The organism is Corynebacterium sp. AOP12-C2-36 (assembly GCF_052379185.1).
Lineage (GTDB): Bacteria > Actinomycetota > Actinomycetes > Mycobacteriales > Mycobacteriaceae > Corynebacterium.
Window position 1 is genome coordinate 17,971 of the sequence record NZ_JBQSYJ010000007.1, and the last position, 14,543, is coordinate 32,513.

Consider the following 14,543-nt stretch of genomic DNA (forward strand, 5'->3'; position numbering starts at 1 on the left):
TCTGCCCTGGGGCATGAGTCAGATGACATGTGGCGCCGACGACGGGTTCCTGGCACGGTGAGCATCATGAACAACTCCATGAACAGCACGCTCGGCACCGTGGGATTCGTCGGCGTCGGGTCCATCGCCGTCTCGATGGTCGAGGGGCTCCTGCGCAGCTCCGGTGCCGGTGACGACTCCACACCCGTCGTCCTGTCCCCGCGGGGCTCCGCCAACGTCGCCCGGCTGCGCGAGCGGTTCCCGCAGGCCAGCGTCGCAGCATCCAACGCCGAGGTCGTCGACCAGTCCGACGTTGTCGTCGTGGCCGTGCGCCCCGACCAGCTCGACGAGGCCCTGGCCGAGGCCCCCTTCCGCGACGGTCAGACCGTGGTCAGCGTGCTCGCCGGGGTGAGCATCGAGGCAGTGCGCCGCGCCGTCGGACGCGACGACATCCCGGTCGCCCGCGCGATCCCGCTCCCGCCGGTCGCCGAGCACGGCATCGAGGTGCCCGTCACCCCGGACGTCCCCGCCGCCGTCGAACTGTTCGACCGCATCGGCGGGGCGCTCGTGGTTCCGGATGAGTCGCAGATGGCCGTGCTCTCCGCCACCACCGGCGCGTGCACCGGACTGCTGCAGTACATCTCCTCACTGGTGGACTGGACCGTGGGACGTGGGCTGCCGCAGGACGTGGCCGAACCGTTCATCCGTGGCATGGCGGCGAGCCTCGCGCCGTCGTTGGTGGACACGGCGACGCCGATGCCTGAGGTGATCCGCTCCCACGAGACCCCGGGCGGGCTCAACGAGCAGCTGCGCACCACCTTCTTCGACGACGCCACCACCGGACGCCTCCATGACGCGTTGGACGGCACCTGGCGGCGCGCGGCACATGGGTGAGTTCGTCAGGGGAATGACACAGATGGCATGACGGGCGCAGAGCCCACCGGGCCGGTGAATGTAAACCCTCCGGCTCACCCTGATCCGTACCGGCCGGCCTGGCGCGGGACGTCGTCTACGGTTCGTCCACATGAGCATCCGGCCCCCTCTCCCCGGCACCCGATCCGTCGCGCGTCGGGTGTTGTCGTCGCTGGTCACCGTCACAACGGTCGGCGTCCTGGCGTCCGCCCCCGCCGTGGGGTCCGAGGATCCTGGCTCCCCGCGGCGCGGGCACGGAACCGCACTCATGCACCGTGACCTCGGTTCCACCGACAGTGTCCCCTGGTCAGGGCCCGGCGCGTCACCGTCCGTGGACTTCTCCGTGCCCGGTGGTGCCTGCTCGACGGTCTTCCAGGGCGCCGACGGCATGCCGGTCGCACTGTGCACCAGGTACCTCGGCACCGAGCACGGGCTGACACCGGTCGCACCGTCCGTCGTCCTCTTCGACCCGGCGACCGCCCGGCCCGTGGCGTCGTTGGAACTGAGGAAGACGGGGCTTCTCGGCGGGGTCTACGGGTATCTGGACGGCGAGGACCGCCTGGTCGTGGCCGAGGGGCACGCGATCCTGCGTATCGCGCACGTCCTGGAGGACGGGCGCTGGACGCTGCAGGTCGAGAAACGTACCGAGCTACCCGACCTCGGCACCGACGCCGCGATCGCCGGGCTCTCCCCCGACGAGAACGGCCGGACCTGGTTCGCCACCGAGGACGCCGTCACCGGATACCTCGACGACACCGGAGCCGACCCCACCGTCCGCACCGTGGCACTGGGCACGGACACACCGGGCGGCGAGACCATCGCCAACGGGCTCACACCACGGCGGGACGGGGTCAGCGTACTGACCAGCCACGGTCTCCACGACGTCCGCGCCGACGCGGCCGGTGACCCCACCGTCGCCTGGTCGCGCACCTACGACCGCGGCAGCGCGCGCAAGCCCGGGCAGCTGTCGTGGGGTTCCGGGACGACGCCCACCTTCTTCGGCACCGGCGCCGAGCGCGTGGCGATCGTCGACAACGCCGACGCCTCCCCCAACCTCCTGGTGCTCGACGCCGCCACCGGCGACACCGTCTGCTCACTCCCGGCGTTCGACCAGGCCGGCCCCGGCACGGAGAACTCCCTGCTCGCCGACGGCGACTCCCTGTGGATCCCCTCCACCTACGGCTACGACTACCCGGACCTCGCCGTGGACGGCGAGTCCGTCCCGCAGGACGCCGACTTTCGCGGCGGCCTGACCCGCGTCGACCTGCAGAAGGACGCCTCCGGACGCGAACGGTGCGTGCGGCAGTGGGAGACCGACACGGCGCTGGACACGCTCCCGGAGCTGACGAGGGAGGACGGCACCATCTGGGCGCTGTCCCGCGGGGACGACGACCGGACGGTGAGCGTGGTCGGCGTCGACGCGGACAGTGGCCGCGAGACCTCCCGCACCCCGGTCGGCATCCTGCCGTTCGACCAGCCGATGCAGCTCACCGGCATGATCGCCCCGGACGGAACACTGTGGCAGGCCACCGCCACCCGCATGCTCAAGGTCTCACCGGCCGGCTGACGGTTCGTGTTCCAGCGAGGCTGACCCGATCAGCGCATCTTCCTCGCCATGGCGCGGGTGATCACCTTGTCGTCGAACTCGGGGATGAAGGTGGAGCACACCACGCCGGTGATGAAGGCTGCCGGAGCGGCCAATGCCAGCCCCACGGCCACCGCGGAACTACCGCCGACCAGCATCGTCAGGTTCGCACCGATGAAGTACAGGGCCGCAGCCAGGCCCAGGAAGGCGAGTACCGGGGCCACCGTCCGCTTCCACGTCCCGACCGGCAGCGTCGGCCGTGAGCGGAAGTAGACGATCACCGCCACGGACACCAGCAGCATGAGGATGATGATGGTCAGCGTCGCCAACCCGGAGAACCAGGTGAAGATCTCGACCACCGGGTCCATGCCGAGCAGTGCGCACACCACGGTGAGCACGGCGACGGTCGCGGTCTGCACGATGGAGGACATGTGCGGTGACCGGTAGGTCAGGTGGACGGCGCGCAGGCGTCGGGGCAGTCCACGCTTGTGGGAGATGGCGTGCTGGTAGCGGGTGAGCACGTTGTGGAAGGACAAGACGCAGGCGAACAGGCTGGTCAGCAGGAGGACGTGGACCACGGGCCCGGACCAGGCGCCGAGGTAGTTGACGGCGGTGGTGGCGATCATCTCGTCGGGGTTCGAGACCGCGGCGTCGACCACGTTGTCGGTGCCCCACGCCTGGACCACGGCCCAGCCGGAGACGGTGTAGAAGATGCCGATCACGGCGACGGAAATGTACGTGGCGCGCGGCACGGTGCGGTCGGAGTCACGCGCCTCGGAACGGAACACGGTGGTGGACTCGAAACCGATGAAGCCGGCCATGGCCATCATCAGACCCACGCCCATCGCCCCGGAGAAGACGTTCTCCGGCAGGAAGGGGTCGGCGTTGAGCCCCTCGGCACCGCCACGTCCGACGATGACGACGTCGAGCAGCACGACGATGGCGATCTCGGCGACGAGCAGCACACCCAGCGCCCTGGAGCTCAGTTCGATGCTGCGGTAGCCGAGGTAGCCGACGACAGCGGCGGTGGCCAGGGAGAACACCCACCACGGCACGTCGGCGACCGGGGCGACGAGCAGGGTGAGCTGCTGGCCGAGGAAGCCGTAGACGGCGAACTGGATGGCGGTGTAGGTCAGCAGCGCGAGGTAGGCGGTGCCCATGCCGAGGCGGCGTCCGAAGGCGGTCTCGACGTAGGAGTAGAAGGCGCCTGGCTCGGAGATGTACTTCGACATGGTCGTCAGACCGACGGAGAACAGGACGAGGATCACCGCGCCGACGGCGTACATGGTGGGGTAGCCGGCTCCGTTTCCGGCGGCCATGCCGATGGGCAGGGCACCGCCGATGACGGTCAACGGTGCGGCGGCGGCGATGACCATGAAGACGATGGAGGTCGTGGTCAGCGACCCCTTCCGCAGCGTCGGGGCATCCTGCGTGGTGGTTGTGGTGACTGGTGTGGGCATGGTGCGTCCTCTCAGGACGTGCGGGCGGAGGTGGGGTAGTCGAAGGAGTCGGGACGTAGCGGCGAGGTGCCGTCGACGGCGAGGTCGGCGGCGATGCGCCCGTAGACGGGGGCGAACTTCATGCCGTTGCCGCTCATCCCCGTCGCCACGGTCACGGCGCCGTCGCTGCCGGGGGCGAGGCCGAGGACCGGGACGTGGTCGGCGGTGAAGCCGTCGTGATGGAGGGTCAGCCGGACGGGGTCGTCGAGCATGCCGTCGAAGAAGGCGGAGCTGCGTTCGGCGAAGAGGGTGGTGAGGATCTCGGGCAGCACGCCGGTGCGCAGTTCCTCGATGCCGTCGGGTGTGGACGCGCCGCCGGCGAAGTCTCCGTGGGAGATCTTCACGCTGTAGCCGTCGAGGCTGGGCGCGCCGTAGCAGTGCCAGACCTCGCCGGTGGAGGTGGTGACGTCGCGCATGAAGATCGGCAGGTTCTCCGGCAGGAAGTCGGTGATCTCCAACGGCAGGTACCAGGTCAGGGGGATCGCCTGCACGCTGATGTGCTCGGCGAGGTCGGGGTACAGGTCGGCGGCCCAGGAACCGTTGGCGACGATGACCTTGTCCGCCGTGACGGCGCCGACGGTACCGACGGTGCCGTCCTGCCGCGAGAGACGGATGAGCGTCGAGCCGTCCGGCCCCTCCCCCGGCTCGATCGCGAGCACGCGGGTGTGGTCGCGCAGCTCGGCGCCGGCGTCCAGCGCGAGCTGCTGGGAGAGGGCGACGGCGAGTTCGGGGCGGATCCCGCCGCCGGCGGGGTCGACGATGGCGACGTCGGGGGACGCCCCGGGCGCCGGCGCGGCGAACGCAGGGTAGCGTCCTGCGAGTTCGGTGGCGTCGAGGACCTCGTGCTCGAGGTCGTGTTCGGCGATGACCTCCATGGTCTGGCGCATGGTGGCGAAGTCCGCCGGGGCGACGCTGACCGCGCCGATGGGCAGGAAGACGTCGCGTCCGGTGCGTTCGTTGAGCTCCAGCCACATCTCGCGGGCGCGCTGCACCAGGGGGATGTAGATACCGCCCTCCTTCAGCGCCACGCGGAACAGGCGCGACTCACCGGAGTAGGAGCCCTTGGTGTGGATACGGCCGAAGCGTTCGAGGCCGAGGATGCGGGCCTCCGGGGCACGCTCGGTGAGCTGCCACAGGGCCATCGATCCGATGGATCCGCAGCCCACGACCACGTAGTCGTAATGTTCGAGGTGTTCGCTCATACCATCTCCGGGGTGTCCCAGACGGGCAGCGAGGTGCCGATGCTGCGCTCCAGGGCGCGCCGGTACAGGGTAGTGGCCCAGGCGACGTCCTCGACGGGCATGCCGCCGACGGAGTAGACCACGATGTCGTTCTCCGAGCGGCGCCCCACGGTGGTTCCGTTGATGACGTCCGCGATGTCGGCCACGCTGCCGTCCGGGATCTCGCCCGTCTTCTCCAGGGCGAGGAACTTGTTGCCGATGATGCCGACGGTCTCGAAGGCGTCCTCGCCGAACTCCTCGTGCCAGCACTCGTAGAGGCTGCGGTTGTCGAGGACCAGACTGGCGGCGTCGGAGGCGAGCCAGGCGTCGGGGATGTTGATGCACGACGGCAGGGACACGAACGCCCCCGGTGCCAGCCAGGACGGGTCGAGCACCGGGTAGTTGTCGGCGCCGATCGGTGCCGTGGTGGTGTAGGCGACGACCTCGGCGCCGTGCAGGGCCTCCTCAGCGGTGTCGGCGACCTCGACGGTGGTGAACTGCGGGAGGGTCTCGCGTACCCAGGCGGTGAAGTCGTCGATGCCGGCCTGGCTGCGCCCCTTCACCCGGACGGTGTGCAGCGTGGGGACGCCGGCGGCGAAGGCCTCCAGGGCGGTCTTGCCCATCACGCCCGGTCCGACGACCGCAGCGACCGTCGCACCCGGCTTCGCCAGGTGGCGGGCGCCGACGCCGGAGACTGCGCCGGTCCGGTAGGACGACAGCAGGTTGCCGTTCATGATCGCCAGGGGTGCACCCGAGTCGGCGTCGTTGAGCACGAAGGTGTGGATGGAGCGCGGCAGCCCGGAGCTGCGGTTCTCCGTGTTGGAGCCGTACCACTTCACCCCGGCGGTGTGGAAGGAGCCGCCGAGGTAGGCGGGCATGGCCATGAAGCGCCGGTCGGGCCCGTTCTTCGGCATGCGTGGGTGCGGGGATTCGTCGGGGAACAGGACCATGGAGCCGTGGGAGTTGTTGTTGGCCCCGCCCATCCGGTAGTCGCCGACGCCGAGGAGGGAGAACATCTCCTCCATCGTGTCCACGCAGGCGGGCATGTCCCTGACCCCGGCGGCGACCATGTCCGGTTCGCTGAGGTAGAGGGTGTCCAGACGGGGGTTGGTGGGAGCGGTGGTGGTTGCGGTGGTGGTTGCTGTCATATCGGCCATGGAACAGGCCGCGTGTTTCACGGCCGTTGCTGACCGGTGACCTTTTTGTACGCGTGGAGAAAAACTGTGGTCAGGACAGGAAGACGCGGTCGCAGAAGGCGTCCAGCTGCGCGCTGAGGCGCTGCGGGGACGCTTCGTCCTGGTTCAGCGCGGCCCACACCTGCGCGCCGGTGAGCATGGTGAGCAGCTCGTCGACGACCACTTCCCTGGCCTGCCGGTCAGTGACGTCCGGTCGGAGCCTGCCGTCCTGCGCAGCCTCGTCGAGCCGGTCGAGGAAACTCCGACGCCAGTTGGCCATGCGCTCGGCGAAGACCTCCGCCTCGTCGACGTGGTTGACGGCACGCTGCCAGAAGGCGGTGACGACGCGGGCCTCGGCCCGTCGGACGTCGTCCAGCGGAAGGATCTCGGCGGCGAGACGTTCCAGTCCGGGCCGGCCACGCTCGCCTCCGGGCACCTGTGCGCGCTCGTTGGTGGCCGCGTAGACGTACTCGAATGCGGCGGTGACCACCGCGTCCTTGCCGGGGAAGTAGTAGCGCAGCAGGCCGTTGGAGAAGCCCGTGGCGTCGGCGATACGGCGCGTGGTGACGGCGTCGAGGCCTTCATCGGCGATGATCCGCCAGACGGAGCCGATGATCTCCTGGCGACGTTGGTCGTGGTCTACGCGTCGGGGCACGTCAGAAGAGTCTAGTGGGTGGGCTAAACGGCCGGTGGTGGTTTTCTCCCGCTCAGCCCACCGCGCCGCGCAGGCCGACACCGTCGGTGGCACCGTCGTCGGCCCAGAGGAAGCGTTCGGTGCCGTCCGGCCCGACGTACCGGGCGTAACCCTCGTTGGCCAGGTTGTCGGTGCCGGCGGGCCGGGCGCTGATGCTGTCGTCCTTCGGCGAGAAATCCTCACCGTCACCGGCCACGAGGACCTGGGACTCGCCGTTGCAGGCCTCGTCGCACAGGATGGTCAGCTCGCCGGCGTCGGCGTCGTAGTCGCTGGCCATCACCCCGTCGAAGGGTGAGTCGTAGCGCTGCTCGAGGGTGGCGTCCTGACCGGCGTCCAGGGTCACGAAGAGGACCTCGCCGGTGTCCTCCACGCCGACGGCGAAGAGGGAGTCGGAGATCCAGGCGATGGTCTCCAGCCCGCCGTTCGCCTCGACGTCGCCGGTGAACTCGGCGAGGTTCCACTCGTCGGTCGCGGTGAGCTCGGCGTCCTCGTCGTCCGCGTCGTCCTCCGCCACCTCGTAGCGCAGGACGGAGGGGCGTGAGGTGTTATTGGTGTCGTCGGAGTTGTCGCGTTCGGTGGCGACGTAGACCGCGCCGTCCGCGCCCACGGTGACGCCCTCGGCGTCCGGCATGCCCGTGCCGTCCGGGTATCGCAGCTGGTGGCGGGCGTCCACGTGGTAGCTGTTGCCGTCCTGCGGGGTGAGGACGTAGAGGACGCCCTCGTCGTTGTTGACCACGTAGGCGGTGCCGTCGGCACCGAAGTCGACGCCGGACATGTCCTCGCCGGTGAAGTCCTCGGTGAACTCGCCGTCGTCATCGTCGGTCAGGGTGACCGGGGCGACGTCCTGCGGGTCGAAGGGCCACGGGTCGGTGTCCGACTGGGCGCCGTCCGTCTCGTCCGAGGCGACGTTGCGCAGGCCCTTGGTGGCTTCGCCGGTGGTGGTGAAATCGCCGGTCGTGTCGGGGACGCGGCCCCAGGTCGTGTCGGCGTGACCGGACCAGCTGGTTTCGTCGACGAGTGTGCCGGAGGAGTCGGAGAGGGTCACGGAATCGGTTCCGCCGAGGCCGAAGGAGTCGTCGGTGAAGACGACGAGGTAGCCGCCGGACTCGATCTCGGTGTCCTCGGGCAGGACGATGGGGTCGTGGGAGTCATCGTCGTCGATGATGGTCCAACCGGCGACGTCGACGGCGTTGTTGGGGTCGGTGTTGGCTAGTTCGACCCAGTCGCCCTCGGAGTCGCCGTCGGACTCCACCTCGTTGATCACGATGGTGGAGTCGGTGTCGCCGCTGCCGCCGGTGCCGTCGGTGGGCACCGGGGTGATGCTGGACGTGATGCCCGAGCCGGAGCCCGCGTCGGAGTCCGCCGCGCAGGCGACGGTTAGTGGGGCGAGCATCAGGGCGGGGACGACGGCCAGGGCCGCTCTACGGTAGGGAGACTTCACGGGAAGCGACGATAGAGTCCGGAGGTTGACGCAACCCGGACTGCAGGTGAACAGGAGCTGTCAGGTGGCGGGTGGAGGGCTCCGGGGTTCGAACGGGCACATTCTCGACGTCAACCCATTCCGGGGGTGTCCACCTGCTGGTTCGGCACAGGATGAGACGGTAAAAGTCCTGGTAATGGCAGCGGAATTCCAGTCGATCGCACGCACGATCGAACAGCCACACGGTTGCCACTTCAGGCGTCCTACCTGTCCTCTAATGTTTCATTGTGTAACCAGATGCAACGAGGAGGAGCACCGCATGGACACCGAGATCACCGCCGAGGAGAGGGCTGAATGGCTGGAGGAGGCTGCCGATGCGATCCGGGGCCGTATGAAACTCCTCGGGGCCACCCCCACTCAAGCCGCAGAGCACCTTTCGGGGCAGCGCAGTTGGCGGCCCCCCGATGCACGCATAATCCTGTGGGAAGCCCTGGCGGCGATCGAGAAGTTCATCGACGAAGTCCGTGAGCCGAAGACCTGGCCGATACTCGTCGACGACAGCACGAGGAAGGTGAGCAACGGCTGGTACGAGGGGCCCGACCTCGACCGGGACAAGTACTGGCCCCCCGTGCGTGAGGCGATCTCCGAGGACCTGGGCCCCGATGCCCTGGAGAAGATCGACGAGTCCAGCAACCAGGTGATCGCCAGCGCCGGCATGCCGACGATCCAGGACCTGAAGACCCGCGGGCTCGTCGTCGGCTTCGTCCAGAGTGGCAAAACCACCAACTTCCTCTCCGTCATCGCCAAGGCCGCCGACGAGGGCTACCGTCTCATCGTCGTCCTCGCCGGCATGACCAACAGCCTGCGGGAACAGACCCAGGAGCGACTGGAGAAGAGTCTGACCTCCTACACCCAGAAAGACTGGACCGTCCACACCCAGCCCGGTGAGGACTTCAGGCCCAACAAGAACGGCTACAAGCTGACGAACGACGATGAGCGCCAGCTGGTGGTGATCAAGAAGAACGGTCCCCGTCTGAAGAAGCTGAACAAATGGCTCGACGACGTCGCACGTCAGGAAGGCAGTCTCACCGCCCCGATCCTGGTTATCGACGACGAGGCCGACCAGGCCAGCGTCAACGTGATGACCTCCACCAAGGAAAAGAACCGTCGGAGCGCGATCAACGCCCAGATCAGCGACCTGCTCAACCGACGCAGGACCTCATACATCGCATACACGGCGACGCCTTTCGCCAACATCCTCATCGACCCGAACGATGAGGCTGACCTCTACCCGGACAACTACATCACCGTGCTCCCCCGCCCCGAAGGGTACTTCGGCGCAGCCCAACTCTTCGGTCGTGACGCCGTCATCGGTGAGGACCCCGCCGAGATCGACGACAAGATGGTGGACGTCATCCGGGACATCCCCGCCCACGAGGTCGACGACGTCCGTCCCCCCAGCAAGGGAATCGAGTCCTGGACCCCGGAGCTCCCCGATTCGCTCCGCGATGCCCTTCGCTGGTTCCTGCTCGCCAGCGCAGCTCGGCGGGCCCGAGGGCAGAGTGACAAGCACTCCTCCATGCTGATCCACAGCTCGCCCCGTGTACTCGCGCACCAGCACCTGGCCGACGCCGTCGAGGAGAGCGTCAATGAGTTCAGCCAGTCGCTGTCTGCACCTGCTTTCAAACAGGAGCTCGAGGAGTTCTGGGACCGGGAGAACTCGATCCAGGAACAGAACTCCAGCTACACCAACGTCACCTTCGAGCAGGTGTGGTCCCGGCTGCAGGAAGTCCTCGACGAGGTCCAGTTCATCGTCGACAACGGACAGTCGGACCAGCGTCTCGACTACAGCAACGGACCCCAGACCGTCATCGCCGTCGGCGGCAACACCCTGTCCCGTGGGCTGACCCTGGAGGGTCTCGTCTGCAGCTACTTCGCCCGGGTCTCACGTACCTACGACACACTGCTACAGATGGGACGCTGGTTCGGATTCCGTCACGGCTACGAGGACTTCGTCCGCATCTGGATGACCCCCGGCCTGGCGGAGTGGTTCAAGGATCTCGCGACCGTCGAGGAGGACCTGCGACGCGACCTCGGCAGGTACTCCGTCGAAGGAAAGACCCCGTCCGAGTTCCGCGCGAAGATCCGCCTCCACCCGGCCATGCAGGTGACCAGCGCAGCGAAGATGCGCAACCACAAGAAGGCCTCGATGAGTTTCTCGGGGGCACGGGCCCAGACGATCGTGTTCCACGAGAAGGACGAGGACTTCCTCGGGCACAACATCGAGACCACCCGCAGCTTCCTGGCCGGACTCCGTGAAACGGCCGGTCCCGGGAGGCGCCGGAGCGTGAACGGCTCCACCATCTACTCCGGGCTCAAGAACGATCAGGTCCTCGACTTCATCAACCAGTACCGGTTCATTGAGGACGTGGAGGACACTCCCCACGGCAACAAGTGGGACCTGCTCATGAAATACATCGAGAAGGAGGTGGAGAACGGAGGCCTCCACTCCTGGAACGTCTCGGTGATCGGGCAGAAGAACGACGTTCGAGGCACTATCGACCTGGGACTCGAGCAGCCTGTGAATCTGGTCAAGCGCACGCGGGTCAGCTCCTCAACGCCTGGTCGCGCCAGCATCAACACCCTCGTCGGACCGAAGGACCGCATCAACGACCTCCCGTTCGACGATGACCAGTGGAAGGCCCTCGACAACGAACTGCGTGATCTCGGATCCACCGACGCCGTGCTCATCCAGAAGCACGCCGAGTACACGGGAAGGGGTGTCGGCCATCTGACGATCTACGCCATCGACAAGAACTCGGCACCCGACCGCCCCCTCACCGAAGAAGAAGCATCGAAGGTTAAGGACACCGGGCGGATCAGGAAGTCGCTGGACGCGGCGGAGCACGTGATCGCCCTCGGCGTCTTCCTCCCCGAATCCGATAGTGAGTCCACCGTCGAGTACATCTGCGGCATCGACGAAGAATCACCGAGCGGCCTGACCCAGGAAGAGATCGACGAGGCCAAGGCCGACCAGGCCGAGATCGAAGACATCGTGAGCCGTGAGGAAGACGCCGACAGCCGCGAGGAGGAGAAAGATGAAGCTTAACCCCGGACACAACACGAGCCTCGAGCAGCTGAAGAACCTCGACGCCTACCGTGCGAGCCAACGGACACCTGAGGAGACCTACGAGATAGACCTCGGGCTCACCACCGGCACCCCGTATCTCGTGGCGAACATCGACCACTCCTACGGAGTCGCCGTCCCGGTTGGCAGCGAGTGGCTCGAGAACTACGACCGCCTTCCTCAGCACACCAGTCTCAAACTTGTCACCACCTCCACCTTCCACAGGTCTGGGGTCGACTACATCCAGGTGACCTTGTCAGACGAGAAACTCCTCCGCACGTTCGGGGACTTCGTCGACAATCTCTGCGATGCCCTGAGGGAAAACGAGAAGCAGGATCCCGGTGCCGTCACCGTCCAGCTGCTCACGGAAAGCCAGCGGCTCTTCCGCGCTGCGGGTACCGCTGTCCCCAGCAATGAGATCCAGGTCGGGCTCCTGTTGGAGCTCGAAACCCTCCGATCGGTATATGAGACGGTGGGGGCGGACGTACTCCGCCGGTGGACTGGACCGGACAACGAACGTCACGACTTCGAGCTGCAGGATTCTTCCATCGAATGCAAGGCGACCCTCTCCCGGGAGAACTTGGCGGTGACCATCCATGGAGCCCACCAGCTGTCCGACATGGGAGAGAAGCCTCTCGTACTCCTGGTCCGAAAATACGAGAAAACGATCGACGGTGGCACCTCCGTCCCCGACCTCATCCGGGAGATCTCGGCACTGGTAGGGATAGACACGGAGGAACTGCTGCGAAAGCTGGGCGAGTCCGGGCTATCCCCGGAGGTCCTCGAAAAGGACGCCGAATTCACCCGGTTCCTTCACCTCGAGACTCACGAATTCGACGTCGACGCAGAGTTCCCGCGTGTACCCGTGGAGAGCCTCTCAGACCGGATCAGCAGAGTCGCCTACACCGTTGACCTGCGTGACCCGTCAACCATCCCGGGTCATCGTCCCGAGCCGCAGATTCTGGAGAAAAACTGATGGGCGTCTACCCACTCTTCGCCGACCATGACGGCGGCTCAGCATCATCCTTCACGCACGGTCGCTCTGCCTCGACCGCCCTCGGTCGTCCGAACCTGACGAACTGGGAGCTCTTCGTCCGCGAGTCGCTCCAGAACAGCTGGGATGCCCGGGACCGGTCGAGCGCTGACGACGGGGTTACCTTCGCCATCGACTACCGCTTGCTCGACGACCACAGCAGCGACATCCTTCGTCGCCGAGTGTTCGGCCGAGGGACCGAGCATGTCCCGGGTCTGAAGAATGCACTCGAAAAGCCGAACATTCCGCTCCTCATCGTCTCCGACTCGGGGACGACCGGCCTTCGCGGCCCGACGAACGCAGCCGTCGCCGCGAAAGGACACTCGGACTTCAACAGCTTCGTCCGTGAGATCGGACGTAGCGCGAACAAGAAGGTGAAGGGTGGATCCTACGGATTCGGAAAGGGTGTGTTCTTCACGGCAGGGCACTCCCGAACCATCCTCGTCTACACCCGCACGACCGACGACTCCGGTAATCGGGTCCACCGTTTCATCGCCGTCGCGAACGACAACTCCTACGAGTACGAAGGCTTCAACTACACCGGCCGGCACTGGTGGGGCGTGGAGAAGGAGTTCAAGGATCCCCGATCGGGAAACGCCACCGTCTTCGCCGAACCGATGACCGGCGCCCAGGCGGACAACGCCGCCAAGTTCTTCGAGATGGACCGCCACTTCACCGAGGAGAAGCAGACCGGTACATCGATCGCAGTCATTGATCCTGCGTTCGAGGACTCGTCGAGCGAACAGATGGAGCAGATCGCCCGCGCCCTCACCCGCTGGGCATGGCCTCACATCGTCCACACCCCTGAAGGCGAGGATGAGCTGCACTTCGCGGTCACCCATAACTCGGAGGATGTCCCCCTGCCTGACCCTACGGCAGACCCCATCCTCAAAGAGTTCGTGACGGCATACAAGCACAGTCTCTCGGTCAACCCCTCTGATGCCGAAGGATTCAATTTCCACATCTCGACAGAGGTCTCCCCGGTGCGTTCCGGACGTCCCGTACACGGCCTCGGCCGACTCGGGATCAGGGAGATCCAAGGGCGCACGTCCGGTCAGAAGAGTGTCATCGAACACAACGGAGGGTCAATCGCCTTGATGCGCGGACCCCGAATGGTCGTGGAGTATCGCCCCGGCCCTGCAGACCGCTTCGGGCGGGACTACGCGGCCGTATTCTCCGCAGCCGATGACCTTGACCGGGAGTTCGCGCTCAGTGAGCCGACCACCCACGACGGCTGGCACCCGCGGACCCTCACCGACCAGGACCTCACCGGTTCGTGGAAGAGCCGGAACAATCCTGTCAAGATCGCACTGGACCACATGGACAACCTGATCCGGTCCTGGAGCAGCGACGGGGTGTCCGACCGGGACTCGCCTTACGAAAACGCGAGCCGTCAAATCGCGTCGATGCTCGGTGGAGCTCTGGGTAGCATCCCCGGCACGTCCATGACTACCAAGAGCCCACCGAAGACGAAGTCGGGAAGTCCTGGCGGAAAGAAGTCGCGGTCGAAGACGTCCACGCCCCGGACGGAACTCGCCAACCTCATTCCGGCCGGCGATGAACTCTACGCAGTTTTCCAGATCTCCACTGATCTTCCCGCCGGTAGCGCCCCGATGACGTTGGGTATCAACGCCCAGGTTGAGACCGACACCGGCCCAACCCAGAACTGGGATGAACTCGGGTTCAGGCCGGTGATCGAAGGATGGCGTCACATCGACGCCGAAAGCTCCCTTCGAGACCTGCGCCCGCCACGCCACGCTGCCGGCACCGGCGAATGGGACAGCGTCACCCTCGACCCCGAGAACAGCAGAGCCGTAGTTTTCGTGCGGCAACCGCGTCGTATCGCCGTCAGCCTGAAGATCGACCACATCCAGACCGAGAGCGCAGAGGACTGAGGCA

The 14,543-nt window shown here is 66.6% G+C and carries 10 protein-coding genes; 5 read left to right on the plus strand and 5 right to left on the minus strand.

Annotation, left to right across the window (positions count from 1 at the left end; all coding sequences use genetic code 11):
• Positions 1–66: 66 nt before the first annotated feature.
• A complete protein-coding gene (locus tag ACT3UN_RS07530; RefSeq protein ID WP_301442404.1) occupies positions 67–873 on the plus strand; it encodes an NAD(P)-binding domain-containing protein in 807 nt (268 codons plus the stop codon).
• Positions 874–1,003: 130 nt separating this feature from the next.
• Positions 1,004–2,458, plus strand: coding sequence for a hypothetical protein (locus tag ACT3UN_RS07535; RefSeq protein ID WP_444656835.1), 1,455 nt, complete (start codon positions 1,004–1,006; stop codon positions 2,456–2,458).
• A gap of 29 nt (positions 2,459–2,487) precedes the next feature.
• Here ACT3UN_RS07535 and ACT3UN_RS07540 read toward each other — a convergent pair whose 3' ends face one another.
• The 5 genes from ACT3UN_RS07540 to ACT3UN_RS07560 form a co-directional block, all read right to left on the minus strand.
• A complete protein-coding gene (locus ACT3UN_RS07540) occupies positions 2,488–3,936 on the minus strand; it encodes an APC family permease (RefSeq protein ID WP_444656836.1) in 1,449 nt (482 codons plus the stop codon).
• Positions 3,937–3,947: 11 nt separating this feature from the next.
• Positions 3,948–5,177 carry an FAD-dependent oxidoreductase gene (locus ACT3UN_RS07545; protein WP_441582834.1) on the minus strand — a complete coding sequence of 410 codons (1,230 nt, stop codon included), beginning with the start codon at positions 5,175–5,177 and terminating at the stop codon, positions 3,948–3,950.
• Positions 5,174–6,343, minus strand: a complete 1,170-nt coding sequence (locus tag ACT3UN_RS07550) for a tyramine oxidase subunit B (protein ID WP_441582833.1) — start codon at positions 6,341–6,343, stop codon at positions 5,174–5,176. Before ACT3UN_RS07550 ends, ACT3UN_RS07545 begins: the two co-directional genes overlap by 4 nt.
• Positions 6,344–6,422: 79 nt before the next feature.
• The gene (locus tag ACT3UN_RS07555; protein ID WP_444656837.1) at positions 6,423–7,025 is read right to left on the minus strand and encodes a TetR/AcrR family transcriptional regulator; all 603 of its coding nucleotides are present in this window, start codon (positions 7,023–7,025) and stop codon (positions 6,423–6,425) included.
• Positions 7,026–7,077: 52 nt separating this feature from the next.
• Complete coding sequence (locus ACT3UN_RS07560) at positions 7,078–8,505, minus strand: lamin tail domain-containing protein (RefSeq protein ID WP_444656838.1); 1,428 nt, start codon at positions 8,503–8,505, stop codon at positions 7,078–7,080.
• Between the two features lie 298 nt (positions 8,506–8,803).
• Between ACT3UN_RS07560 and ACT3UN_RS07565 the strand changes: the two genes are divergently transcribed.
• Genes ACT3UN_RS07565 through ACT3UN_RS07575 form a run of 3 tightly spaced genes read left to right on the plus strand, consistent with a single transcriptional unit; the run spans position 8,804 to position 14,539 of the window.
• A complete protein-coding gene (locus tag ACT3UN_RS07565; protein ID WP_444656839.1) occupies positions 8,804–11,593 on the plus strand; it encodes a Z1 domain-containing protein in 2,790 nt (929 codons plus the stop codon).
• Positions 11,583–12,587, plus strand: coding sequence for a PD-(D/E)XK motif protein (locus ACT3UN_RS07570; RefSeq protein ID WP_441582829.1), 1,005 nt, complete (start codon positions 11,583–11,585; stop codon positions 12,585–12,587). The genes ACT3UN_RS07565 and ACT3UN_RS07570 overlap by 11 nt, the downstream gene beginning before the upstream one ends.
• Positions 12,587–14,539 carry a hypothetical protein gene (locus tag ACT3UN_RS07575; RefSeq protein ID WP_441582828.1) on the plus strand — a complete coding sequence of 651 codons (1,953 nt, stop codon included), beginning with the start codon at positions 12,587–12,589 and terminating at the stop codon, positions 14,537–14,539. The genes ACT3UN_RS07570 and ACT3UN_RS07575 overlap by 1 nt, the downstream gene beginning before the upstream one ends.
• The last annotated feature ends 4 nt before the right edge of the window (positions 14,540–14,543 follow it).